The 26,116-nt window shown below is 36.3% G+C and carries 21 protein-coding genes and 1 pseudogene; 13 read left to right on the top strand and 9 right to left on the bottom strand.

Translation table 11 applies throughout. The features are described from left to right. Positions 1–100 precede the first annotated feature (100 nt). Complete coding sequence (locus ACJ5H0_RS04870; protein WP_411247719.1) at positions 101–3,442, bottom strand: DEAD/DEAH box helicase; 3,342 nt, start codon at positions 3,440–3,442, stop codon at positions 101–103. Positions 3,443–3,802: 360 nt separating this feature from the next. Here ACJ5H0_RS04870 and ACJ5H0_RS04865 point away from each other — a divergent pair, with 360 nt between their 5' ends. The 3 genes from ACJ5H0_RS04865 (at position 3,803) to ACJ5H0_RS04855 (ending at position 7,071) form a co-directional block, all read left to right on the top strand. Next, entirely contained in the window at positions 3,803–3,979 is a 177-nt protein-coding gene (locus tag ACJ5H0_RS04865; protein ID WP_089026768.1) for a histone H1, read from the top strand. Positions 3,980–4,423: 444 nt separating this feature from the next. Further along, the gene (locus tag ACJ5H0_RS04860; protein WP_411247715.1) at positions 4,424–5,332 is read left to right on the top strand and encodes a hypothetical protein; all 909 of its coding nucleotides are present in this window, start codon (positions 4,424–4,426) and stop codon (positions 5,330–5,332) included. A 167-nt stretch (positions 5,333–5,499) separates the two neighbouring features. Continuing rightward, on the top strand, positions 5,500–7,071 hold the full coding sequence (locus ACJ5H0_RS04855; RefSeq protein WP_273648275.1) for a M20/M25/M40 family metallo-hydrolase: 1,572 nt from the start codon (positions 5,500–5,502) through the stop codon (positions 7,069–7,071). A 54-nt stretch (positions 7,072–7,125) separates the two neighbouring features. Here ACJ5H0_RS04855 and ACJ5H0_RS04850 read toward each other — a convergent pair whose 3' ends face one another. Both ACJ5H0_RS04850 and ACJ5H0_RS04845 read right to left on the bottom strand, forming a co-directional pair. After that, on the bottom strand, positions 7,126–7,695 hold the full coding sequence (locus tag ACJ5H0_RS04850; protein WP_411247713.1) for an RDD family protein: 570 nt from the start codon (positions 7,693–7,695) through the stop codon (positions 7,126–7,128). Between the two features lie 10 nt (positions 7,696–7,705). Next, positions 7,706–9,830, bottom strand: a pseudogene (locus tag ACJ5H0_RS04845) (Tex family protein). Positions 9,831–10,053: 223 nt separating this feature from the next. Between ACJ5H0_RS04845 and ACJ5H0_RS04840 the strand changes: the two are divergent. The 7 genes from ACJ5H0_RS04840 (at position 10,054) to ychF (ending at position 17,472) form a co-directional block, all read left to right on the top strand. Further along, positions 10,054–10,731, top strand: a complete 678-nt coding sequence (locus ACJ5H0_RS04840; RefSeq protein WP_411247711.1) for a YceI family protein — start codon at positions 10,054–10,056, stop codon at positions 10,729–10,731. A gap of 136 nt (positions 10,732–10,867) precedes the next feature. Then, positions 10,868–11,404: a type 1 glutamine amidotransferase domain-containing protein gene (locus tag ACJ5H0_RS04835; protein ID WP_172278727.1), complete on the top strand. Its 537-nt coding sequence runs from the start codon at positions 10,868–10,870 to the stop codon at positions 11,402–11,404. 93 nt (positions 11,405–11,497) lie between these two features. Continuing rightward, positions 11,498–11,743, top strand: a complete 246-nt coding sequence (locus tag ACJ5H0_RS04830; protein ID WP_411247709.1) for a DUF1294 domain-containing protein — start codon at positions 11,498–11,500, stop codon at positions 11,741–11,743. A gap of 199 nt (positions 11,744–11,942) precedes the next feature. Further along, a complete protein-coding gene (gene typA / locus ACJ5H0_RS04825) occupies positions 11,943–13,748 on the top strand; it encodes a translational GTPase TypA (RefSeq protein ID WP_172278724.1) in 1,806 nt (601 codons plus the stop codon). 127 nt (positions 13,749–13,875) lie between these two features. Beyond that, a complete protein-coding gene (locus ACJ5H0_RS04820) occupies positions 13,876–15,480 on the top strand; it encodes a glycoside hydrolase family 10 protein (protein ID WP_411247707.1) in 1,605 nt (534 codons plus the stop codon). A gap of 234 nt (positions 15,481–15,714) precedes the next feature. Beyond that, positions 15,715–16,266 carry a ferritin gene (locus ACJ5H0_RS04815; protein WP_172278720.1) on the top strand — a complete coding sequence of 184 codons (552 nt, stop codon included), beginning with the start codon at positions 15,715–15,717 and terminating at the stop codon, positions 16,264–16,266. A gap of 114 nt (positions 16,267–16,380) precedes the next feature. Beyond that, positions 16,381–17,472, top strand: a complete 1,092-nt coding sequence (gene ychF, locus ACJ5H0_RS04810; protein ID WP_172278718.1) for a redox-regulated ATPase YchF — start codon at positions 16,381–16,383, stop codon at positions 17,470–17,472. An 86-nt stretch (positions 17,473–17,558) separates the two neighbouring features. On the opposite strand, the gene ACJ5H0_RS04805 is transcribed toward ychF, so the two are convergent. Then, positions 17,559–17,732: a bacteriocin gene (locus ACJ5H0_RS04805; protein ID WP_273648268.1), complete on the bottom strand. Its 174-nt coding sequence runs from the start codon at positions 17,730–17,732 to the stop codon at positions 17,559–17,561. A 499-nt stretch (positions 17,733–18,231) separates the two neighbouring features. Beyond that, the gene (locus tag ACJ5H0_RS04800) at positions 18,232–18,387 is read right to left on the bottom strand and encodes a bacteriocin (protein ID WP_172278712.1); all 156 of its coding nucleotides are present in this window, start codon (positions 18,385–18,387) and stop codon (positions 18,232–18,234) included. A 150-nt stretch (positions 18,388–18,537) separates the two neighbouring features. Here ACJ5H0_RS04800 and ACJ5H0_RS04795 point away from each other — a divergent pair, with 150 nt between their 5' ends. The 3 genes from ACJ5H0_RS04795 to cls all read left to right on the top strand — a co-directional run bounded on the left by ACJ5H0_RS04795 (position 18,538) and on the right by cls (position 21,899). Further along, entirely contained in the window at positions 18,538–19,476 is a 939-nt protein-coding gene (locus ACJ5H0_RS04795; RefSeq protein ID WP_411247705.1) for a helix-turn-helix domain-containing protein, read from the top strand. 87 nt (positions 19,477–19,563) lie between these two features. Then, positions 19,564–20,328 (top strand): SDR family NAD(P)-dependent oxidoreductase, encoded by a 765-nt coding sequence (locus tag ACJ5H0_RS04790; RefSeq protein WP_172278707.1) that lies wholly within the window; start codon positions 19,564–19,566, stop codon positions 20,326–20,328. A 104-nt stretch (positions 20,329–20,432) separates the two neighbouring features. Continuing rightward, positions 20,433–21,899, top strand: coding sequence for a cardiolipin synthase (gene cls / locus ACJ5H0_RS04785; RefSeq protein WP_411247703.1), 1,467 nt, complete (start codon positions 20,433–20,435; stop codon positions 21,897–21,899). Between the two features lie 21 nt (positions 21,900–21,920). On the opposite strand, the gene ACJ5H0_RS04780 is transcribed toward cls, so the two are convergent. The 4 genes from ACJ5H0_RS04780 to ACJ5H0_RS04765 all read right to left on the bottom strand — a co-directional run bounded on the left by ACJ5H0_RS04780 (position 21,921) and on the right by ACJ5H0_RS04765 (position 25,996). After that, the gene (locus ACJ5H0_RS04780; RefSeq protein WP_411247701.1) at positions 21,921–23,069 is read right to left on the bottom strand and encodes a methionine aminotransferase; all 1,149 of its coding nucleotides are present in this window, start codon (positions 23,067–23,069) and stop codon (positions 21,921–21,923) included. Between the two features lie 135 nt (positions 23,070–23,204). Next, positions 23,205–23,819: a YiiX/YebB-like N1pC/P60 family cysteine hydrolase gene (locus ACJ5H0_RS04775; RefSeq protein ID WP_411247699.1), complete on the bottom strand. Its 615-nt coding sequence runs from the start codon at positions 23,817–23,819 to the stop codon at positions 23,205–23,207. 50 nt (positions 23,820–23,869) lie between these two features. Beyond that, entirely contained in the window at positions 23,870–24,580 is a 711-nt protein-coding gene (locus ACJ5H0_RS04770) for a hypothetical protein (RefSeq protein ID WP_411247697.1), read from the bottom strand. Between the two features lie 186 nt (positions 24,581–24,766). Continuing rightward, a complete protein-coding gene (locus tag ACJ5H0_RS04765; RefSeq protein WP_411247695.1) occupies positions 24,767–25,996 on the bottom strand; it encodes a T9SS type A sorting domain-containing protein in 1,230 nt (409 codons plus the stop codon). Positions 25,997–26,116 lie beyond the last annotated feature (120 nt).

The raw sequence follows: 26,116 nt of genomic DNA, 5'->3' as shown, positions 1-26,116 counted from the left end.
AAAATTATAAAAATCAAAGATACGAAAACCTAACGACAGATATTGCAAGCAATGTGTATTGTGTAAAATTAGAAAGGAGGTTGAAGAAAATGCCGTCAGACTATTCTAAAATTTCCAGCAAATCTGCTTTACTGAAGCCTTGTAATTTCGATTCTTCTGTTTTTATCAGTCCTTGGGCCAGTTTACTTTTCTTTTTCTGCAGGTTCAGTATTTTTTCTTCAATCGTATGGGTACAAACCATACGGACGGCTACTACATGTTTTGTCTGCCCTATTCTGTAACTCCTGTCAATGGCCTGGTTTTCGGCAGCCGGATTCCACCATGGGTCTACCAGATATACATAATCAGCTTCTGTAAGGTTGAGTCCTACACCACCAGCTTTTAAGCTGATGAGGAATACCCTCACATTGTCATCGGTCTGAAATCTATGAACTTTTGTACCTCTGTCCCTGGTCTGTCCTGTAAGATACTCGAAGGGAATATCTTTATTTTCAAGTTCTTTTTTGATGAGGTCCAGCATTCCTACAAATTGTGAAAATACAAGGATTTTGTGTTCTTTTGATTTATTTTCAATCTGTTCCGTTAATAATTGGATCTTTACAGCGTGATCGCCTGAGTAGCCTTCTTTAAGTAATACAGGAGAATTGCATATCTGACGGAGTTTAGTAAGACCTGTCAAAACATGCATGCTGTTTTTTAGTGTTTCATCATCTGTGGAAGCGGATATGAAATCGCGTAATTCACGCTCATAAAGGTCATAGATTTTACGTTGCTCTGCATCCATTTCACAGTAGATTACCATTTCTGTTTTTTCGGGAAGCTCTTTGGCAACCTGCTTTTTTGTTCTTCTTAAAATAAAAGGATTTATTTTTTGTTGAAGTTCAATAGTACGTTTGTTGTATTCAAACTTATCGATGGGAATGGCATACGTATCTTTAAAATATTGTTTGCTCCCCAATAATCCGGGTGAGGCGAATGAAAGCTGGCCATACAGATCAAAGGTGTTGTTCTCAACAGGCGTTCCTGTAATAACAATTCTGTTTCTGGCTTGTAAGAGACGTGCAGCTTTATATTTTTCTGAATTGGGGTTTTTAATTGTTTGTGATTCATCAAGGAAAATATAATCAAAATGAAATGTTTTAAGAAAACGGATGTCCGAAAGGAGCATTCCATAACTTGTCAATATAATGTCATAATCCTGGAAACGGTTTGTTGATTTTTCCCTGTCCGGACCATAATGCATCAATACCTTAAGAGAAGGAGCAAATTTTTCAATCTCTTCCTGCCAGTTGAACAACAGGGAAGTAGGAACGATGATCAGGTGGGTTCCGGAATGATATTTCTCTTTTCGATATAGAATAAATGCGAGGATCTGTATAGTTTTTCCTAATCCCATATCATCGGCAAGACAGCCGCCGAAATTATAATGGTCGAGTAACCCCAGCCAATTGAGGCCTTCTTTCTGATAATCTCGTAGGGTAGTTCTCAATCCTGCAGGAACGGGAATTTCAGGTGCTTTTTTCAGCACAGAGAATTGCTTGGAGTAAGAATGAATTTCAGTCTGTACCTCTTTTGATAAAACCTCTTTTTCAAACCAATCCGAAACCTCCGAAAAGCTAACTTTTGGAATTTTAAGCAACTCTCCGTCCATATCACCAATCTGAAAATACCTGTCGATCTTCTTTATCCATTCATCAGGTAAAATTCCCTGGGTGCCATCATCCAGTTGTATAAACTTTGTTTTATTACGAAGGGCCCGGTGTACCTGTTTCAAAGAAGCTTCTTTACCTCCGAAACGCACACTTAGTTTAGCATTGAACCAGTCGATACCACTTGTCACCTGGATGTTGATTTTCGCAGAGTGAGGGTTCAGTTTGTTATTTTTGAGTTCATTAAATCCAAGGATGGTTATCCCTTCATTTCTCCATGCTTCAAAAGTTCTTAAAAACCAATCGGCATCCAGAAATTTATCTTTGTACAAGTAGAAATATTCATGTCCCTCCAGTTGGTCCTGAAAATCCTCATGCTGTATCATGACAATGGATGTAAGTGCTGTTTCAGCTTCGTAATTGCGTTCAATTTTAAACAGATTTCCATTCTGATCCGTATCATATAATTGCTTCCGGGAGTATACTGCCACCTCTACGGATCCGTATTTCATTACGGGTGTGATGGAGATATAGTTGCCTTCCTGGTGAAGATAAATGATCTTTTCCATTTGGAAATCCTTTTCCTGAAGCTGTACCGGACTGGCAGTACGAATGTAGCTGTAATTGATTTGGACATGAGTCTCTAATGGAGATAAAACAGTATGTAAAAAGTGTTCATACTTTGATGCATGAATCAGCAGAATCTCATTATTGGACTTAAAAAATCTGATCACCCTAAGAAGATCAGGATTGTCAATGAGATTCAATGTATTCTGATGATAGATGAAACAATCATGGCGGATTATTACATTTTTGAAAGAAAGAGAAATATCATTAAATAGTAATTCTCCCGTAATCTCATAAAAAGGCTCTTTTTTAAACACTGTAAGCAGAATTTCGGCTTTCAGCAGATTGAGCTTTACGGGAATCAGGGATTTAGAAGAAATGGCTTCTGAAATAGTATGATCGTGGTAATAAGTATCAAGTCCCTGTGGATTCCGGATAATTAACTTCAGGGCTTCCGTTTCCGTTGCGTCCGCTTCTTCATTAAATTTATTCTGAAAAGAAGCGATTGCCGTATAGAATTTGATCTCAGCAGGTTGATCCGCTTTCCAGACGAGTTGCATAGGATGAATAGGGGTCAACGGATTTTTGATCTTACCGCTTTGGGTAGTATCAGCTTCCATTAATGAAAAATTGAGATGATTATAATACCGGTGCTTGCCAATAACCAATATTCTTTTTCTCTCAGTCTCTTGCATAGCAAGTTCCTTTAAAACCGATTGCCTCGTAGGAAGCAGATTTTGTTTAAAGCCTGGTTCATCTATCTGGAGAAGTTCCTTTATCCTGGATTGAATGTTGAGTTTTCCGTTCTGTAATTCCAACTGGAAATAAGTGTCAAGGTCAGGTTCATTTTCCAACCCGAAACTTTTAGCATGTGAAACCAATGTCCTTTGTCTTAGATTGGCATCGTAGAATATTCTGTAATTTTTCTGTTCTAGAATACAATAAATAATCTCTGCCTGATGTTCACAAAGTTTTTCTCCGTATTGATCACAAGAGCATGCCGTTACAATTGAAGAACCTACCTGGCTTACGGAAATATTAGGAAAACCTATTGTCGAAACAGATTTTGTAAAAACACCCGAATTAATCTCCAGGGCAAGAGGTTCAATATCATGGAAGTTTTTTTCTTCCATGAATCTTGCCGTTGAAGTATGCTTTAAAAGTTCATAAACTGAAAGCGTGCTGATATGGGTATTCCGTAATATATATTCTTTTGGCAGCTCCATGGTTGGGACAGGCAGATAATTTATAAAAAACGAAGGTACATAAAAACAGATAAAAAGAACTGTGTACTCTTATTATAAAATTGAGATTCCGCTTCTTTTCCTATTGAAAAGTGCTTTGCAATTTTATACAGTATTAATGCTGTAAGGTCTTTGAATTTTTTATGTTATAAACCCTTAATTTAAAAAGGATATTGGAAAAAATTTAGCTTTAAATTAAAAATTTCACCCGCCTTCTAAAATTTGAATTTATATTGGGTATTATAAAGGATTATTTTTTTTCAAATTTTTGTAAACTTTTTTCATCACAGTTAGGCTGGAATCACCATAAAACCTATATTTGCACCCTAAATTTTAAAATAAATGAAAGAACTAATTGAAAAAATCAACGCGGAATTTGAAGCATTCGCAACTGAAGCAAACCAACAAGCTGAAAAAGGAAACAAGGCAGCTGGAACAAGAGCTCGTAAATCAGCTTTAGAACTTAGCAAATTGTTCAAAGATTTCAGAAAAGTTTCTGTTGAGGAATCAAAAAAATAAATTTCCTAAAAGCCAGCTTTTTAAGCTGGCTTTTTTTGTGCCGGGATTTTTCTATGGATCCTGCTTTCAGATATTCAATCTCTTTGTTTTAGAGAATTTTGAAAATAGAAGCTAAATAGTACTAAATTTCATCAAGGTATTGTCTTATTTCCCTTTGTGGGTATATTTGTATAGTTAGTTGTTTTACATTAATCACCCGTCATATGAAGCATTCTTATTTATATTTGATTCTTTTTTTTTGGTCTTTTTTCCGCGCAAAAAGTAAAAGTCAAAGATTCAGAAAACGGGAAAGCCATATTTCATGCGAGGATTGTTCTTAATAATCAGGTTGTTTACACCAATGAAGACGGCTATGCTCCACTTGGGCAGAACGCAGGAAACTTTGAAGTATCAGCTTTCGGATATCAGAAAAGAAAAGTATCCGGTTTTAATTCTTTTATCAAATTGAAACCTTCATTCAAAAATATTGAAGAGGTAAAAATGGTAAGTATAGATATAAAAAAACTTTTTAATGATATAAGAAAGAATTATGAAAAAAGATATTATAATGAGCCTTCCTTATATAATGTGGTATTCAAAGAAAAAAGATCAGATAATGATGAACTCTGCTTTTTAGTTATTACGGAAGCTAAATTATGGAGCAAAAGTAACCATTACAATTATAATGACGGAATTCGTAAAAATTATGACAAGATTCTCCAGATGCAGCTGAATAATGTAAAATACCTGAAAAATTTAAAGTCAGACAGTATTTTTTCGCCGGGGAGTAATGAATTTTCTCATGAGTATATGGGAAATTATTTTCTTAGCTTCGAACTGAACCGTACACTTAATCATATTAACAGTATTAACTCAAAATATTCAGGGAAAATAATCTCTGAAGAAGGGGATGAGCAGATGATGACTTTTAAGGTTAAATCCGGTACGGGTATTGAGCTCATAGGAGAGCTTAAGTATAACAAGGCTGATAAAGTGATTACTTATTTTGAAGTCAATTATCTACAGACAAATTATCCGCCAATCAGAAGAAAAATGGCAGGAGGAATAGAGTATGATTACCAATTAGGGGATGCTTCACTTACTTTTGATTTTTATAAAAAAGACGGAATGTATCTGCCCGCCTTGGTAAGACTTAAAGGTGAAAAATACTCTGCTTTTTACCAGGGAAAGAAGCATGAAAGAAAATTCAACAGAGAAATTATTTACAATACTTTTGAAAAGTCAAATAAGGAGGGACTTTCGTACAGAGTAGACTTCAGTAAAAACATCTGGGAAAATGTTCCGGTAAAAGAGGAGAAAGAAGATGCTATCATACTTTCTGCTGAGGAGCAGGCTTTTATTAATGAAAAGTAACAAATTTTGAAAAAAAAAATTAAACTGTTGTTTTAAGCTGTTTTTTTAATTGTTATCCATTTAATTTCTTAATTATTTTCCTATAAAGGCTTTTATTCTTTTATTTAGTTCTCCTTTTCTTTTCAATTTTCGCTGAAATCTATATCTTTATTCCAATCAATAATGCTATGAAGATAAATACGTTTTTTGCAATGCCGGCAGTTGTTCTGGCAACGCAGTTTTCTTGGGCACAGGCTCCCGCAAAATCTCAGGAAAAGCTTAATCCTATTGTGGAAAGCTTTGTGAATGAAGCCAATAATAATTCTCAACTCGAAAATATGGCCTATGAGCTGCTTGATGGTATCGGACCCCGTTTGGTAGGAACTCCGGAAATGCTTGCCGCCAATGAATGGACAGCTAAAACACTTCGCTCATGGGGAGTAGATGCAAACCTTCAGCAATTTGGAACCTGGAAAGGGTGGCAGAGAGGAATTACCCATGTAGATATGGTATATCCCCGTGTGAAATCATTATCTGCCACACAACTTGCATGGAGCCCTGCAACTAAGAAGGCAATTGAAGCTGAGGTTATAGTACTTCCAAAGGTATCTTCCAAGGCCGAATTTGATCAGTGGTTGCCTTCTGTAAAAGGTAAAATGGTATTGATTGCGCAGTATCAGAAAATCGGACGTTCTGATGATCAGATCAAAGAATTCGCTACTCCGGAATTATATGAAAAGCTAAAGGCGGAAAAAGAACAAGCTTCCAAAGATTTCCGTGATTATGTAAAGAATATAGGATATGACAATAATACACTTCCGGAAGCTCTGGAAAAAGCGGGAGCAGCAGGGATTGCCATTTCCAACTGGACAGGAATTATGGGAGCCAACAGAATATTCGGAGCGAAAACATCTAAAATTCCCATGATTGATATTGATGTGGAAGATTATGGCATGTTGTACAGAATGGCAGAAAAGGGGGCTAAACCCAAAATAAAGCTTGAGGCCCAGTCAAAAATACTTCCTGAAGCTAAAAGCTTCAACACGATAGGAATGATCAAAGGAAAGGAAAAACCCAATGAATATGTTATTCTTTCTGCACACCTGGATTCATGGGACGGAGCGCAGGGTGCTACGGATAATGGAACCGGCACACTTACCATGCTTGAGACCATTAGGATTCTTAAAAAATACTACCCTAATAATAAAAGGACGATTGTAATCGGACTTTGGGGAAGCGAGGAGCAGGGATTGAACGGATCGAGAGGATTTGTTGCTGATAATCCGGAAATTATGAAAGGAACTCAGGCTGTTTTCAACCAGGATAATGGAACTGGCCGAGTAGTGAATATCGGAGGACAGGGATTTCTGAAGTCATATGATTATATCGGGAAATGGCTGAATGCAGTTCCTAAAAATGTACGTGATAATATTAAAACCGATTTTCCGGGAATGCCGGGAGGAGGTGGATCTGATCATGCATCTTTTGTAGCAGCAGGTGTACCGGGATTCTCATTAAGTTCATTGAACTGGGGATATTTTGGATATACCTGGCATACAACGAAAGATACATATGATAAGATCGTTTTTGATGAGCTTAAAAATAATGTGATTTTAACAGCTACCTTAGCTTATATGGCATCTGAAGATCCTGAGTTTACCAGCAGAGAGAGAAGAGTAATGCCGCAAGATGAAAAAGGGGAGGTTGTAAAATGGCCTGAAGCAAAGCAGCCGAGAAGAGATTCAAAGGATTATAAATAAACAATAAATGAAACCGCCACAACACTAGGGCGGTTTTTTATTTAAAAAAAGCTTTTACAATAAAAGGTTCTGATCACCCTGATATTTCAGGAGATCCCTGATTTCCGGAATTTTGCTTTCTTTTACAATATAGGTCTTACAGATCGTGTTGTTCATATGCATGCTGAAATTCACCCGCGTTCCGGTTCGTCTTCCCATGGCAATTGTTCTGGTTGTGTATTCAGAGAAGACAGGGGAAAAGTTAGCAAGGCATAAAAGATTCCTTTGGAATGATTTTAAAAATCCGGGATAGTTTCCGTAATCATCCAGGACTTTAATTTTAAATATTTTCTTGCCTAAAGTTGTTCCCCAAGACCATTCCGTTATGGTTCCTGCAATGATAACACAGGGTATGGAAAGCAGAATGCTGATAACAATTACTTTATGAAGGAGAAAGTAGAAAATTAAACCAAAAGGAAGCATATCTATCCACTTGGCAAAAAGTCTTTCGGTCTCGTTTCCTTTATAACCTGGATTATAAGGTAAATGATACTCGTATGCATGATAAATTCTTTGGCCGGACTCGTCAAAATAACGAATCGGCCGGTGAATGACTTTTCTTTCTTTAATTTCCGAGATTTTCAAATTAAATTCTTTATAAGATCATGCTCAGCTGAATTCTCTTTCTTACCTCGTCTACTTCTGTTACTTTTACCTGAACATGCTGATGCAGCTTCACTACCTCATTCACATCTGAAACAAAACCGTCCTTGAGCTGAGAAATATGGACTAATCCACTTTCTTTAATCCCCAGGTCAACAAAACATCCAAAGGCTGTAATATTATTAACGATTCCCGGAAGGATCATTCCTATTTTCAGGTCTTTTACACTTTTTACATTGGGGTCAAATTCAAAAATTTTGGCTGCCTTTCTGGGATCCAATCCCGGTTTTTCAAGCTCTTTTAAAATGTCCCGGATCCCAAGGATACCAATTTCTTCGCTAATATATTTTTCCGGCTGGATTAATGCAATTTTCTCTTTGTTAGCTATAAGTTCATTCAGCTTTATTCCCCGGTCTTTGGCCATTTTTTCAACGATACCGTATGCTTCCGGATGCACCGCTGAATTATCCAATGCATTTTTTCCGTTGCTTATTCTTATAAATGCCGCTGCCTGCTGAAAAGCTTTTTCTCCTAATCTGGGTACTTTTTTCAATTGTTTCCTGTCTTCAAAAGCTCCGTTTTCCGCGCGGTAATTGACAATATTTTCTGCCATTTTCTCACCAATTCCGGAAACATAGCTTAAAAGTGATTTGCTGGCTGTGTTCAGATTGATCCCTACGGAGTTTACACATTTCATAACCGTAGAATCCAGTTCGTTTTTCAATTGAGTCTGGTCTACATCATGCTGATATTGTCCAACACCAATGGACTTAGCATCAATTTTAACGAGTTCAGCTAATGGGTCTGCAAGTCTTCTGCCAATGGAAACAGCACCACGTACTGTCACATCATAGCTGGGGAACTCTTCTCTGGCAATCTTACTTGCAGAATAAACAGATGCTCCGGCTTCTGAAACAACAAAAACCTGCAGCGGTTTGTCAAATGCAATTTTTTTAATAAAGAACTCTGTTTCACGGCTTGCTGTTCCGTTTCCTATTGAAATAGCTTCAATATTATAGGCGTTAACCATCGAGCGTATCTTTTTCATTGCCATTCCCGATTCATTCTGAGGTGCATGCGGATAAATGGTTTCGTTGTGCAGAAGGTCTCCTTTTTCATCAAGGCATACCACTTTACACCCGCTTTTGTATCCAGGGTCTATTGCTAATATTCTTTTTTCTCCTAAAGGAGGAGCTAATAATAGCTGGGTTAAATTTTCAGAAAAAATCTCGATCGCTTTTTTATCTGCCTTTTCTTTTGCTTCCTGTAGTGTTTCATTGGAAATGGCGGGTTCCAGTAACCTTTTATAGCTGTCTTTTATCGCCAGAGCAATTTGTTCACTACTTTCATTTTTAGATTTAATGATGGCATTTTCAATAAAATCGATTGCCTCTTCTTTATCAATTCCTATATTTACTTTTACAAAACCTTCAGATTCTGCTCGTAGCATAGCCAAAAGTCGATGGGAGGGGGTTCTGCCAAGGCTTTCTTCCCATTCAAAATACTGAGAAAATTTTTGTGCACCTTCCTCTTCCTTTTTGGCTTTAACAACTTTAGAAGATATAACTGCTTTGCGTTGAAATAAACGACGGAGATTTTTGCGGACATACATATTTTCATTGATCCATTCAGCCATGATATCCCGTGCTCCCTGCAAAGCTTCCTCCGGAGAAGAAACTAAATCGTTCATATACCGGGAAACTACAGAATCCAGATCATGGGATTTCTGGCTCATAATGATTTTAGCCAGAGGTTCAAGTCCCTTTTCCTTCGCAGCATCGGCTTTCGTTTTTTTTTCGTTTTTTATACGGAAGATAAAGATCTTCAAGTTCCTGTATGTCGAAACTATCCTGGATTCTTTGCTGAAGTTCAGACGTTAAAGAGTTTTGCTCCTCAATGGATTTGAGGATCGATTCCTTTCTTTTAATGATTTCATCAAACTGCTTGCTGAGTTTTGAAATTTGTTCAATCTGCAATTCATCCAGATTTCCGGTCGTATCTTTTCGATATCGTGAGATGAAAGGAATAGTACAGTCTTCTGACAATAATTGTAAGGTATTCGTAATGCTTTTTTCAGGTATATTAAGCGCTTGTTGTATATAGCCGGTTGTATTCATTCTAAATTTTAGACTGCTAAAATAGGCAATTTATATGGTGAGTGAAATATCTTACACCTTACATATTTGTATGGTTTTAGGACTTTATGATGGATATCTGAAAATAGAAACTTAATTTCTTGATGTATGATAAGAGAATAAGTAATAAGGTTTTTCTACTTTTGAATTTCAGAATTAAGGAATCGATCCTGATCAGTTCAAAAACTTTTTAAAAAAATAAAATATGAAAAAAATTAGTGTTATCGCGTTAGTAGGAGTAGGATTGCTTATGGCATCATGTACTAAAGAGAAATCAGCGGAGGCTTCGGCTGCTGGCCAGGAACAGGCTGTTGCTGAGAGCAAAGGAGAAGTGCTTGCCGTAGATACAGTAGCTTCTGTGGTTAACTGGAAAGCTTACCATAAAGGAGGTTTTGCTCCACGTTGGGGAACTCTTAATGTAAAATCAGGTGACCTTAGTGTTGAAGGTAATCAGGTTTCTGCAGGAAATTTTGTTATCGACATGACTTCTATTAAAGTGGATCCTGCTTCAGTAACTGAAAAAGACAAGAAGCCGGAAGATCTGGTAACGCATTTAAAAACTCCTGACTTCTTTAATGTAGAGAAGAATCCGGTTTCAGATTTTAAAATTACCCGTGTAGCGGACCTTAAAGAAGCTCCTAAAGATGCTGTGGCAGGTGCAAATAAAACAATAAGCGGTAATCTTACGCTATTGGGAAAAACAATGAATGTAACTTTCCCAGCCAAAGTAGAAGCAACAGCTAATTCCGCTTCTATAGATGCTAAATTTACTGTAAACAGAGCTGATTGGGGTATTAAATTCGGAACTTCCGAAGCAGACCCTGCTGAATGGATGATTAGTAAAGACATTGAGATCGGCGTTAATGTGAAAGCAAAAAAATAATTTGTTAGATATACTAAATAGGGAGCTGCTTAATAGCAGCTCTTTTTTTATGTTTAACTTTTTTTAGTAATTGATAACACGGGCTCGGCATCATTTTTTCTTCTTCTTAATTAATAACACCAAAAATTTTAATATTATGTCGAAAAAAATTGCAATTCTGGCAACCCATGGTTTTGAAGAAAGTGAGTTACAATCACCAAAAGAATTTTTGGAACAACAAGGTTGGACTGCGCATATTGTAAGCCCCGATTCCGGAACCATAAAAGCATGGGCCGAAAAAGACTGGGGTAAAGAATACACTGTGGACAAAAATCTTAATGAAGCAAATGCTTCAGATTATGATGCACTGGTATTACCTGGAGGGGTGATCAATCCAGATCAGTTAAGAACAAATGACAAAGCACTCCATTTTGTACAAGATTTTTTTCAGCAGAAAAAACCTGTTGCGGCGATTTGCCACGGTCCACAAATCCTGATCAACGCAAAAGTTGTAGACGGAAAAAATATGACCTCTGTGAATTCGATAAGCGAAGATCTAAAAAATGCAGGAGCTTTGTGGGAAGATAAAGAAGTTGTAGTGGATAATGGTCTTGTTACAAGCAGAACACCGAAAGATTTGCCAGCATTTAATGCTAAGATGGTTGAGGAAATAAGAGAAGGAAAGCACGGTTAATTTATAATTTCTGATCAAATATAAGATGAGGCATAGTGGTTAAATTTTAATTACTATGCCTTATTTTTTACAAGGATCGTACATTTGCAGGATATGATGTATTATTTATTGGCTATTAATCTCGTGTGCTTTTTTATATTCGGAATCGATAAACGAAAGGCTAAAATGCATCAAAGAAGGATTTCTGAAAACACACTTTTGGCATTGGCCCTATTTGGCGGCAGTGTAGGAGGAATATTCGGAATTTTTATCTTTAGACATAAAATTTCGAAAAAATCTTTTTTATTAAGATTTTGTGCGGTTCTTGTTATTCAGATGGTATTGGTTTATTTTTTTTAGAAAATACAGATGAAGGTATGATGTAATGAACGCCTAACAGCTGGATGGTCAGGTATATGTGTACTTTGGAATAAGGAGCCAGGGAGCCCATTGCTATGTGATTTATTTTAACTTTCTCATTATGAATTTGTTAAATAATGTATAATCATACTGATTAATTAATTAAAAAACACTATTTTTGCACCCGTAAAAATCATTCATGCAAAACATTAGAAATATTGCGATTATCGCACACGTTGACCACGGGAAGACGACTTTGGTTGACAAGATTATTCATGCTACAAACATTTTCAGAGAAAATCAGGAAAGTGGAGAATTAATAATGGATAATAACGATCTTGAAAGAGAAAGAGGGATTACCATTTTATCTAAAAATATTTCTGTTACTTATAAAGACGTTAAAATTAACGTAATCGATACTCCTGGTCACGCCGATTTTGGTGGTGAAGTAGAGAGAGTTCTTAAAATGGCAGATGGTGTAATTTTGTTAGTTGATGCTTTCGAAGGGCCTATGCCACAAACAAGATTCGTATTGCAAAAAGCATTGGAATTAGGGTTAAGACCACTAGTGGTTATCAATAAAGTAGACAAACCAAACTGTCGTCCGGATGAAGTACATGATCAGGTATTTGATTTATTCTTCAACCTGGAAGCTACTGAAGAGCAATTGGATTTCCCAACCTTCTATGGATCTTCAAAACAAGGTTGGTTCAATACTTCACTAGAGCAAACGGAAGATATTTTACCATTATTAGATGGTATCTTACAATATGTTCCTGCTCCAAAAGTATCTGAAGGTAATCTTCAAATGCAAATTACTTCTCTTGATTATTCTTCTTTCCTGGGAAGAATTGCAATCGGGAAAGTAACAAGAGGTGAGATTAAAGAATCTCAGTGGATTGGCCTTGCTCAGGCTGATGGTAAAATTGTAAAAGGAAAAGTAAAAGAATTATACGTTTTTGAAGGTTTAGGAAAGAAAAAAGTAACTGAAGTACAAGCTGGAGATATCTGTGCTGTAGTAGGTTTCGACTCTTTCCAGATTGGTGATTCTTTTGTGGATATGGAAAATCCTGAACCATTACCAAGAACTGCAATTGATGAGCCTACGTTGAACATGACGTTCTCTATTAACAATTCACCTTTCTTCGGAAAAGACGGTAAATATGTTACTTCAAATCACCTGAAAGAAAGATTAACGAAAGAATTGGAGAAAAACTTAGCATTAAGAGTTCAACAGACTGATGATGCCAATACATTCCTTGTTTTCGGTAGAGGTATTCTTCACTTATCAGTTTTGATCGAAACAATGAGAAGAGAAGGTTATGAAATGACAATCGGTCAGCCACAAGTTATCTTAAGAGAAATTGACGGTGAAAAATGTGAGCCTTATGAATCATTGGTTGTTGATGTTCCTGAAGAGTATGCTTCAAGAGTTATCGATTTGGCAACTCAAAGAAAAGGGGACCTTCACATTATGGAAACTAAAGGAGAAATGCAGCATATGGAATTTGAGATTCCTTCAAGAGGTTTGATCGGATTGCGTTCTCAGATGTTAACTGCTACAGCTGGTGAAGCTATTATGGCACACCGTTTTACAGAATATAAGCCATTTAAAGGTGCTATTCCTGGAAGAAACAATGGTGTATTGATCAGCAAAACTCAAGGTCCGGCTACTGAATATTCTATTGCTAAACTTCAGGATAGAGGTAAGTTCTTTGTTGATCCGGGTGAGGAAATCTATGCAGGTATGATCATTGGTGAACAAAACAAACCAGGAGATTTAGTTGTAAACATCGTAGAAGCAAAACAGTTGAACAACATGAGAGCTTCTGGAAAAGATAAAGATACTGGTGTTGCTCCGAAAATCTTATTCTCATTAGAAGAATGTATGGAATATATCCAGGGTGATGAGGCAATCGAGGTAACTCCAAACTTCATCAGAATGAGAAAGAAAGTACTTTCTGAAGAAGAAAGAAAAAGACTGGAAAGATCTGCGAAAGCATAATGAAATTCAATATAAGTGAAAGCCTCGATTTTCGAGGCTTTTTTTTATATACAAAAGTTGAATTAATTCAATTTATTATAATATTTTTAAAAAACTAAAAAAATAATTTAATGTAGTTTTGCACCCTATGAAAGTTAGTAATTTAAAATTGATCATATTGCTGGGGGTACTGGCATCTTGTGGAAGTTCCCGTACCGTTCAGAATAATACGGTAAAACCAACCAGAAATCCAAATACAGCCAATCCCGTTAAAAATATTTCAAAGCCTCCTGTGGCTAATACTAAACCAGTTCCTGTACCACCAGCCGATGAGGTTTTTAAAGTTAATCTTCCGGCTATTAACAGGGAATTCCGGGGTGCATGGATTGCCAGTGTTGCGAATATCAACTGGCCTTCAAGAAACGATTTATCTATTGATCAGCAAAAGGCCGAAGCCATCAGTATGCTGGATATGCTGAAAGATAACAACTTTAATGCTGTAATATTTCAGGTACGTCCCTCTGCGGATGCATTATACACCAGTTCTATTGAACCTTGGTCTTATTTTCTGACAGGAGAGACCGGGAGATCCCCTTATCCCAATTATGATCCGTTGCAGTTCTGGATTGAAGAGTCCCACAAAAGAGGTCTGGAGCTTCATGTCTGGCTTAATCCTTATCGTGCACATCATACAAACGGAGGAGCTGTGAACAGCCTTTCTATGGCCAATAAGCTTTCTGACATTGTGGTAAGACTAAAAAACGGGATGTATTGGTTTGATCCTGCGAATCCTAAAACACAGGGACACGTTTCTAATGTGGTAAAGGATATCGTGCAGAGATATGATATAGATGCGGTGCATTTTGATGACTATTTTTATCCTTATGCAACTTATAATAAAGGAGGTGATTTTCCTGATAATGCTACTTGGAATGCATATGTAAGCAGTGGAGGAACTTTATCCCGGGCAGATTGGAGAAGAGATAATGTCAATAAATTTGTTGAAAGGATTTACAAAGAAGTTCATGCGGAAAAAAATTATGTAAAATTCGGGATCAGCCCTTTCGGAATCTGGAAACCGGGTTATCCTGTGGGAATTACAGGATCTTCTCAATATGACGAATTGTATGCTGATGCTAAATTATGGTTAAATAAAGGATGGGTAGACTATTTTTCTCCCCAACTGTACTGGCCTATTGATTCTAAAGGGCAGGGTTTTGAAGCTTTGCTGAATTGGTGGGAATCTGAAAATACAATGAAACGCCACCTATGGCCGGGATTAAATACAGTGGAAATCAGGACTTCTGATCGTCCTTCCGAGATTAAAAACCAGATAGAACTTTCCAGACAGATTCTGAAAGGTGATGCAGGTGAAATCCATTGGAGCATTGCAGGGCTTACGAGAAATCCCTCGATGTTAAGCACCCTGAGAAACGGGCCCTATAAAGAAAAAGCTTTGGTGCCAAAAAGTCCATGGATTAAAGCTGCTCCTATCTCAACCCCAACATTGTTTGTGGCCGATAACGGAAGTTTTGCTCAGGCAAGCTGGAGTAATAAAAATCTGAAAGATGTATTTCAGTGGGCATTATTTAAGCAATATAATGGCGTTTGGGAAATTGAAATTCTGACTTTAGACACACTTTCAAAAGATATTCCTAAATATAAGGATGGAAAAACTTTAAATGCAATTGCCATTAAAGCAATTGACCGGCTGGGAAATGAAAGTGATTACATGGCAAAAAAAATAAAATAATAAAAGGCTTCCAAAACTATAAAGCAAAGAATAAATGATATGTTATTGGTGCCGATACAATAAAAGCAGCTCTTGTAGAGCTGCTTTTATTTTAGAATAACTATAAATTGTTAGCTTAAAATATTGTTTTCTAGTATTTTATGTTGTTATTTTAGTGTTTTTTTTTAAAGAATAAGAACTTTATCGGAACCATTTTTGCAGGATTATATTCATAATCACTAAAAATAAAATATTATGAATACGAACAGACTTTCACCTGCAGTGGAAAAAGCCTTGAGCGATCAGATGAATAAAGAAATTCATGCAGCACACACTTTTCTTTCTTATGGAATATGGGCTGATGACAAAGGATACCAGGGTATTGCTAACTTTCTATACAGGCATGCGCAGGAAGAGAGAAACCATTCTATCAAATTTATGGAATATGTACTAAACAGAGGCGGAAAACCTAAAGTTGATGCCATTCCTGCACCTCCAAGTGATCCTGAATCTCTGACTGCTTGCTTTGACGGCATTTTTAATCACGAGGTAGACAATACAACATCGATATATAAAATTGTTGATCTTGCCCTTCAGGAAAAGGATTGGGCAACTTGGAATTTTATGCAATGGTTCGTTCAGGAACAGATTGAAGAGGAAACTTTAGCTCAGAACCTGATCGATAAATTAAAAATTGCTGGTGGAGATCGTGCAACGGACGAATCTCTGTTTACATTAGATAAGACATTAGAAAAAACACCTGATGATGCTCCCTTAGCTCAGAACGCTACAGGTGCAAATCCTTAAGGTGCAAATAAAATGTAAAAAAAAATCTGCCGGGAATCCGGCAGATTTTTTTATTATGAAACTCGTGTTAAAATCACTATCTTTGCAGACCTTTAAAAATAAAATAGTTTCATTATGAAATGTGGAATCGTAGGATTGCCGAACGTTGGTAAATCAACTCTGTTTAACTGTTTGAGCAATGCAAAAGCTCAATCTGCCAATTATCCTTTCTGTACTATCGAACCTAACCTGGGTACGGTATCAGTACCGGATCAAAGATTATTCGAGTTGGAAAAATTAGTAAATCCTGAAAGAGTTTTACCGGCTGTTGTGGAGATTGTAGATATTGCAGGTTTAGTAAAAGGAGCCAGCAAAGGAGAAGGTTTAGGAAACCAGTTTCTTGCAAATATCCGCGAATGTGAAGCAATTATCCATGTTTTAAGATGTTTTGATAATGGAAACATCATTCACGTAGAAGGTTCCGTAGACCCTTTGAGAGATAAAGAAATTATTGATATTGAACTTCAGCTGAAAGATCTTGAAACAGTAGGAAAAGCAGTTGATAAAGCTAAGAAATTTATCAAATCAGGAAAAAAAGAAGACATTCTTACTTATGAAACGCTGCAAAGCCTTCAGAAGTTTCTTGAAGATGGAAGAAATGCAAGAGAGTTTCCTGTAAATGATCTTACAAAACCAATTATTGACGATATTCAGCTATTAACAAAAAAACCTGTACTTTACGTTTGTAATGTAGATGAGAATTCAATTAAGAATGGAAACGAATGGGTGTCCAAAATTGATGAAATGGCTCAAAAAGAAGGATCTGAAATTGTGGTTTTGGCTGCTCAGATTGAAGCTGATATCAATGAGCTTGAAACTTTCGAAGAAAGAGAAATTTTCCTTGAAGAGCTGGGATTAGAAGAACCCGGAGTTAACAGATTAATCAGAAAAGCATATGATCTTCTCAAGCTTCAGACGTATTTTACTGCGGGTGTAAAAGAAGTAAGAGCATGGACTATCGGACAGGGATGGACCGCTCCTCAGGCAGCCGGAGTTATCCATACTGATTTTGAAAAAGGATTTATCCGTGCAGAAGTAATCAAATATAACGACTATGTACAATATGGTTCGGAATCGAAAGTAAAAGAGGCTGGGAAATTATCTGTAGAAGGAAAGGAATATATTGTTCAGGACGGTGATATTATGCACTTCAGATTCAACGTATAAAGTAAAAGAAATATTAAAGTTATAGTAATTAAAAAAACGCTTCCATTAATTTGGGAGCGTTTTTTTTTAACAAAAATGTGCATCCGTTAATAACGACATTCCTTTTGTGCGCAGCTTGGCGAAATGGTTGTACAACCGTTAGGATAATCCGGAAGCGGAGGGTCGCAGGGATAAGTAGGACATGCGATAGGCTGTTTACAGTCAAGCATTCCTCCGACGATTGTTTTTAATTCTTTTTTTGTCAGTTTTTTTGCTTTCATAAAGTCTTGGTTTTTCATATGTATTGATTGGTAATTGTTTAATAAATCAGGGTAAGAAATGATCATCCCTAAAGTGCCTGTACATTTAAAAATGCATTTTTACAGTAACTAAAGTGTTTATTAATAGTTGATCAGTTAAAATAGTATAAAACCATTCTTATGCAGAATGGTCTTATGAGAAAAGTTTTGCGGTTGGGATTATGGAAGTTCCGGACGGCACTCAGGCTCTGCACATCCCAGTGAAAAGATCCTGCAACCGTTGGTTTTCGGATCACGGCATTGCATCAGGCCTCCTGTAATTGTTCTTAGCTTTTTTTTTATTTAATCTTATTCCGCTTTGTAAATTTTGTTTTTTCATGATGATCGTGTTAATGATTTAGTAATAAATATGCTTCTAATCTATTTCCTTTTATTGAATCTGAAAACATCAATTTTCAGCCTTATTGAATTAGTACAAAAAACCACTCTTTGGAAGAGTGGCTTCGTAAAAAATATCAATTTAAGGAATGTATCTGCATTGAAATTCTGCACACTGACGCCCGTAAGCGATGCATTGATTGGTATCCGGATCCACACACATTTGTAGTCCACCGGTAATTGTTCTTAACTCTTTTTTGTTTAATTTTTTTCCTTTTTGGAGATTCAGATTTTTCATATTATGATTTTAATAAATTAGTTTAAACTAAGTTATGAAAAATATTTATTGTATGTCACTATATTATGAAAAATATTTACATTAACAATAAATGATTGGAATTCAATATTTGTGTAACTTTATATATTTGAATTTTACAAATACTCAATTATGGAAAAAATAGGGCATGCTTCTCTGGAAGATTTTTATAGGGAAATGACTGCAAAGCTGGGGAAGGATATTGAAAGTATTTTTCCAAAGGGTTTGCATAAAGATATTGGTCATTTTAATGTATTTGATATTGCTCAGACCATTGAAAAGGTAAAGGCAACTTCTGAAATGCCATATAACAGAAGAAAATATTATAAGATAAGCCTGATCCGGGGACGAAATAGAGCAGAATATGCAGATAAGGTTATTCCCATAAAAGAGAATGCGCTATTATTTGCAACGCCTAAGGTTCCCTATCACTGGGTTCCTGAAGATCCTAATCAATCGGGTAGCTTCTGTGTATTCACTGAAGATTTCTTCATTAAGGATAAATCTCATAATACGCTTGAAGACTTGCCTATATTTCAACCGGGAGCATTCCCCGTATTTGAAATTGATGCTTCGTTAGCAGATGAAATTGAGGTACTTTTCAGGAAAATAAAAACTGAAATTGAGTCTGATTATATTTTTAAATATGACCTGATCCGCAATTATGTACTCGAATTGATCCATTACGGACAAAAGTTACAGCCGGCTACAAAATTGTCGACCTCCAATGATGCTTCTTTACGAGTTGTTTCTTTGTTTATAGAGCTATTGGAACGACAGTTTCCCATTGAATCCTACGATCAGAGACTCCAGCTTAAAACAGCAAAAGATTACGCAGACCGCCTGTCTGTGCACGTTAATTATTTAAACAAAAAACTTAAAGAAAATACAGGAAAGACTACGACGGAATTTATAGCTGACAGGCTTATCCAGGAGGCTAAAATACTATTGAAGCAAACCACCTGGAATGTTTCTGAAATATCGTATGCGTTGGGTTTTGAGGAAATTGCTCATTTTTCAAATTTCTTTAAGAGAAAAACTTCATACAATCCATTACAGTTTCGTTCCTGATTTGAATTTTGCAAATTTCAGATTGATTGAAGCAAACATCTGTGTCTCCAAATACCAGAACTTTGTCCCATTAAAAACAACGAAAAAATGAATTCAAAAACAAAAATTGCCTTAATAACCGGTGGAAGCCGTGGAATAGGAAAAAATTCAGCCTTGAGAATAGCTGAAAAAGGTCTCGACGTTATCATTACCTATAAAAGCAGTAAAGAAGAAGCTGATGCTGTAGTCAATGAGATCAAGGCATTGGGTAGAAATGCTGCTGCTTTCCAATTGGATACACGAGATGTGAAAAGTTTTGACGCCTTTATAAAAAATGTAACAGATCATCTACAGGAGCACACCGCAAGTCCGAATATTGATTATTTAATTAATAATGCCGGAACTGCTTTATATTCTCCGATTACTGAAACTACAGAAGAGCAACTGGATGATATTATAGATATCCATTTCAAAGGAGTATTTTTCCTTAGTCAGAAGTTCTTGCCTTTTATGAATGATGGAGGTGGAATTATCAATATTTCATCCGGTTTGGCAAGAGTAGCGCTTCCGGGATCGTCAGTATACGGATCTATGAAAGCAGGGGTTGAAATGCTTACAAAATATATGGCGAAAGAATTAGGTGCGAGAAAGATTAAAGCTAATGTCGTGGCGCCCGGAGCTATAGAAACCGATTTTGGAGGTGGCAGAACACGTGATAATAAAGAGGTTAATGCTTTGGTTTCAAACATCACAGCTTTAGGAAGGGCTGGACTTCCGGAAGATGTAGGTGGAGTAGTCGCTTTTTTGTGTACGGAAGATGCAGGATGGATCAGCGGTCAGAGAATCGAAGTGTCGGGAGGAATGGCGTTGTAAGATAATATCAAGGATATAATAATGAATAAAAGCAGTAGGAATCTACTGCTTTTTGCTATCTTTAATGTAGAATAATAATTGTCTGATGAACGATCTTACCGGTTATGATTAAAGAATTTTTAAGCCAGTTTCCTTACATTTTACCTGCGATTGAAATACTCTATCTTGCAGGGATCTTTTTTCTTGCGGTGAGAATTATCATGGATACCAGAAATACCAGCAAAACGTTGGCTTATCTGCTACTGATCGTCTTTTTACCTATAATAGGGATCGTGATTTACTTTGTTTTTGGTGTTAATTACAGGAAGAATAAGTTCTATACATTCAAGATTGAAAGAAACGAGGAAATCTATAACAGGATTAAAAAATATATCAAAGAAACACATTATGAAACTCTTGGTATCAGAGAAAAAGAGCTGGAGGATTTTATAACGACCGTTAATTTTCTTTATCATGGCGGACACTCACCCCTGACCCGTAAAAACAAGGTAGAAGTATTGATTAACGGAGAGGAAAAATTTCAAAAAGTTTTTGAGGTTCTTGAAAATGCGCAACACCATATTCATCTTGAATATTATATTTACGAAAATGATGATATAGGTAATAGACTTGCGGATTTACTGGTGAGAAAATCTAGGGAAGGTGTTATTATCCGTTTTCTTTATGACGATATGGGAAGTGGTAAAATCGGAAAGAAACTGCTTGCAAGATTAAGAGAAGCCGGAGTAGAAGTTTCTCCTGTCAACAAAATTACTTTCAGGGTTCTCGCCAACAGGGTCAACTACAGAGATCACAGAAAAATTATTATTGTTGACGGAACAAAAGTTTTTACAGGTGGAATCAATGTTTCTGATAAATATATCAATCCTAACCCTACACAATATTGGCGCGATATGCATTTATATATCCAGGGAAACGGAGCTTTTTATTTCCAGTTTTTATTCCTGAGCAATTGGATATTTGCAACCGAAAAAATTCCTCCTTTGTCTGAAGACTATTTCAATTATAAGGATAATGAAGAAGGAAGAACAATTATTCAGGTAGCCGCCAGTGGACCGGATACCAAGCCTTCCATCATGCTGAGTACAGCTTCTGCTATTCTTTCGGCCAAAGAAAAAGTATATATTGTTACCCCTTATTTTATTCCCGTAGAAACAGTTCTCAATGCCATCAAACAAGCTGCTATTGCCGGACTTGACGTACGGCTTATGGTTCCTGAATCCGGAGATTCTGTTGTGGTAAATGCAGCTGCTTATTCCTATTATGAGGAATTACTGGAAAGTAATGTGAGAATCTTTTTTTATAAAAAAGGGTTTATACATGCTAAAACGATGATCATAGATGATCTTTTTTCATCAGTAGGTACTGCAAATATGGATGTGAGGAGTCAGGAGCTGAATTTTGAGGTGAATACTCTTGTATTTGATAAGGAAATAAACCGGGAGATTGAGCAGGTATTTCTTCATGATATGAATGATTGCTCTGAAATTCATCTTAATGAATGGAGAAAAAGACCTAAGCTAAAGATTTTCTTTGAACATTTAGCCCGCTTGCTTTCTCCACTCATCTGATCAGGTACCTTTAGCGATGTGCTATATTTTAGATAGATTTTCAATTGCCCTTTCTAACGTTTCCTCTTTCTTTGCAAAGCATAGCCTGATCACGTTTTCGTTCACCTTGTTTTTGTAGAAAGAAGAGAAGGGAACACTGGCTACTTTATGGGTCACTGTCAATTCGCTGGCAAAGTCAAAATCATTTTTATCCGATATCTTATCATACTTTAAAGCCTGAAAATATGTTCCTTCACAATCAAGTAATTCGAATGAAGTAGTCGAAAGCCCTTGCCGTAGAAAATCCCTTTTTTTCTGGAAAAATTCATTCAGGTGGTTGTAATGTTCATCATCTTTCATATATTCGGCTAGCGCCAGCTGAATGGGTGTGTTCACGCTAAACACATTGAACTGATGAACTTTTCTGAATTCGTCGGTCAGTATTTTTGGAGCTGCACAATAACCCACTTTCCAGCCTGTAACATGAAAAAGCTTTCCAAATGAAGCTATCAGAAGGCTTCTTTCCCTTAGTTCTGGATATTTGCAGATACTTAAATGCTGTTTTCCGTCGAAAACAATATTTTCATACACTTCATCACTTAAAATGAGAATCGGTGTATCTTTTACGATATGAATAAGCTCCTGAATATCGCTTTCCTTTAAGATCCTTCCCGAAGGATTATTAGGATTATTAAGAATGATCATTTTGGTTTTTTCATTAACCATTCCTTTTACAGCATTCCAATCGATCGCATAATCCGGGGCCTTCATTTCAAAACGCCGGATAACTCCTCCAAAAAGTTCTACGGTCGGCTCATAACAATCATAAGCCGGTTCAAAAATAATCACTTCATCGTCTCTCTTGATGAACGTGGCTATGGCTGTAAAAATAGCCTGTGTTCCCCCTGCCGTTACTGTAATTTCTGAGTCGGGATGATAAATGGCCTGATGGCTGTTTTCAATTTTCCTGGCAATTTCTTCCTTTAATCCAATCATCCCTCCCATGGGAGCATATTGATTAAACCCTTTTTTAATGAAATTATCCACGTAATTCAGTAATTCTGGATCCGGCATAAAATCCGGAAATCCCTGAGATAAATTGATGGCTTGATTTTCATTTGCCAATTGAGTCATCTGACTGAAAATAGTGGTTCCAACATTGGAAAGCTTGGAAAGAGGAAGCTGTATCATTGACTGTATTTTATATACTTCGAATTTAATTTATTTTTTCCAATACAGAAGTATGGATATAAGAAAAGGTTACCCATTTCGATAACCCTGATGTTTATTATTTGTGATTTTATTTTTTTGAGTATATATCAAAGATTATTTTATCCATTCAAATATTTTGATTACTTGATTACTATTTTCAAAGCCATCTACAGGGAAATAGGTAAGGGTATCTTTTTTTAAAATCTGGCTCATCATTCCGACGATGTTTTTTTTATGATCAGACATGATTTTTATATTATTTTTCTCCAATATTCTTACGATAAATTCCGAGCAATAATAGGCTTTGTTGTTTTCCTCAAACTTAAAATCAAAATTGATATTTTCTTTTTCAGATTCGCGAAGGGTCTGTTTAATATGGTCGAAACTTGCGGTATCAATATTTTTAAGTTTCCAGATAGACAAATAATTCAGGTCTTCAGGACTGATGAATTCGTCTATACTATCCATATAAAGATTGTTATTGTTTTTATTTTTGTCCACATACACATGATAAATGGTTAGGATATTATTGTTGACAAAACCAATTCCCAAATGAGAAGCATATTTATTATTGATATTAAAGTCTTTTGCGACATTTCCCAGTTTTCCTGTTGTACCTCTTTGTATTAAATAAATGGCCTCACTATTCAGTTCAATATTTTTAATTTTATATTTTAAAGAAGGGTCTTTATGAAAAGAGAAAACTGCTATTATGAGCGCAAGGCCCATAACAGCAATTAAAAAATTTATTTTTGATAAGGAAATGCCATTCTCATAGTTTACTTAGCTCCTAGTATAGCTCCTGTTATAATACCACCAACTACACCTATTCCTGCTCCTACAAGTGCTCCAACAGGACCTGCTACTGCAAATCCAATGATACCACCGCCTACCATACCGATCATACCGCCTGTAATCCATAACGGTTGTTTACCGGTTGGAATTCCTGTAATCAGGTAATTTCCTTGTTCAGCATTGTATTTGTAGTCATTGATATTCTTAATCATTGATTTTTCATTAGCCGGAAGATTGTTATATGCTGCATTCGCCTCTAAATGAATGATTGAACCGTTATTAATTGTTATCGCTAATGATTTTGCAGCACTTGAAATATTTAATTGTTGAACAGCCTGTGCAAAAGGTACCTGCATTAAACTTACTGTTTTGTTAATAATATTATTAACCTGATCAAGTGGTAATCTTTCATCCGTTGCAATTTGAGCTTTTTCGTAAAATGTATTCAGATCCTGCTGATTTAAAACATAGCCCGGATTTTGAGCAAACTTACTTCGGATAAATTCGAATCCTGCATTTACAGCCTGAGGATCTGTAAAATAAGTACCATTGGTAAAGCTTAGAGCTGTTTTAGGTAATGATTGGGTTGATTTGTAGTTTTCATTTTGCAGGTTTGTGTTGTCTTCGCCACAAGAATTAAACATACATTGTGTAGTTGCCAGTCCGGCAAGGACCAGAAGCGTTTTTGTTTTCATAGGTTAAAGTTTTTGTTTTTTTTTGGTAGACTAAAAGTATCATGATAGTAAACATCCCGATACTGTGAATTTGTAAGTGTTGGTGTTTTTTTAATAAGTGTTGTTAATCGGAGGTTAACTGTAACCAACATGAAAATGAATAAAGAGCTGTTCGGATATGAACAGCTCTTTTAAAAACTTTGGATTTTATTTTGAAATAATCAATTTTTGAGAATTTATTTTATTGGCTGATTTAATTTCAACAATATAATTCCCCTGAATAAGGTGCTCAGTATTTAGTTTTATATTCTGGCGGCCGCTTTCAAGGTTTTCTGATTTTTCCAGCACTATTTTTCCCGATGTATCAAGAACTCTTATGGAAACAGGTCCTCTTGAGGATAGATTTGTTTGAATATCCACATAGTTTTTAGCGGGGTTAGGAACCAGTCTGTACTCATTATCCATCGCTGTTAACTCTGCCTTGCCAATAGCTTTGATATCAATCTGAGGTGCTGTATTACCAATATTAGCCTCTCTGGAAGGGACTGTTGATTTGGAATAACAGAAAGTGAAGCATCTTGTACATACCAATAGTTTTCCTTGCTTTTCAGTAACACATATCGTATATGTACCAGGAGTGGCATAAGTATGGGTTAAAGTGGAAAAAACATAAGGAGATGTTGTTCCGTCACCCCAGTTTACAGTGTAACTACTGCCCGGATTATTGGGTGTTGAAACAAGAATTGGATTGGTAAGAGTTAAATTCACAGTTCCTGTGTTATTACCTTGTGTACTGAATGATGTTTCAAGTTTAAAGTCTGCTGTACATCCGTCACATGATTTGATGCAAATATTGTCGAAGTATACTCTCTCGCTTGGGCTTGAAGTAATGTCTGGCGATATCATTACTGCTGTTGAATTGTTCAATACATTATTGAAGTCAGTCCATGTACCTCCCGGCATGCTCCATGTACCTTCTGAATTACTTGGAAAAGCTGAGCTCGTAGCTAAAGCTAATGGAGCACGTACCCGGACCCATCCGCTATTAGGGGTTACTGTAGCATTGGCAACAAACGTAATCGCCTGATTTCCTGAAAGAATGTAAATAGTAGGATGGAGTGGGGCATTAAAACCTCCGTCTTTTTCAAGATAGAAATCGAAATACAGACATTGTCCCAGGAATCTTTGGCCTATGTTTTTATAGTCAACAGGATTGATGAACCAGGACCCACCGGAAAGATCATCTAGTATAAGATATTGTGAACCGTCCAATGTATTGGGGCTGCCAAGGTTGTAATTGACAGCGTTGTTTACAGGATCCAGCTGCCAGTTTCCTAAAGGATTACTGGTGCCATTAAAATCAGAACAAGGAGCTTGTGCATTCATCAGAAGGCATCCAAGGAACAAATAAATCGTTAAAAAATATATTCTTATCATAATGTGCTACTGGTTTTATCAATCAAAAACCAGAAAAACTTTAGTTATTAGTAATTTGTTTATGAACTTGTCATAAATGTATTACGATATCTGATGCCAGGGTATTGTGATTTAATAAGT

This window comes from Chryseobacterium proteolyticum, from assembly GCF_046591535.1.
GTDB classification, from domain to species: Bacteria; Bacteroidota; Bacteroidia; order Flavobacteriales; family Weeksellaceae; genus Chryseobacterium; species Chryseobacterium proteolyticum.
This window is presented reverse-complemented; position numbering and strand designations above follow the sequence as displayed.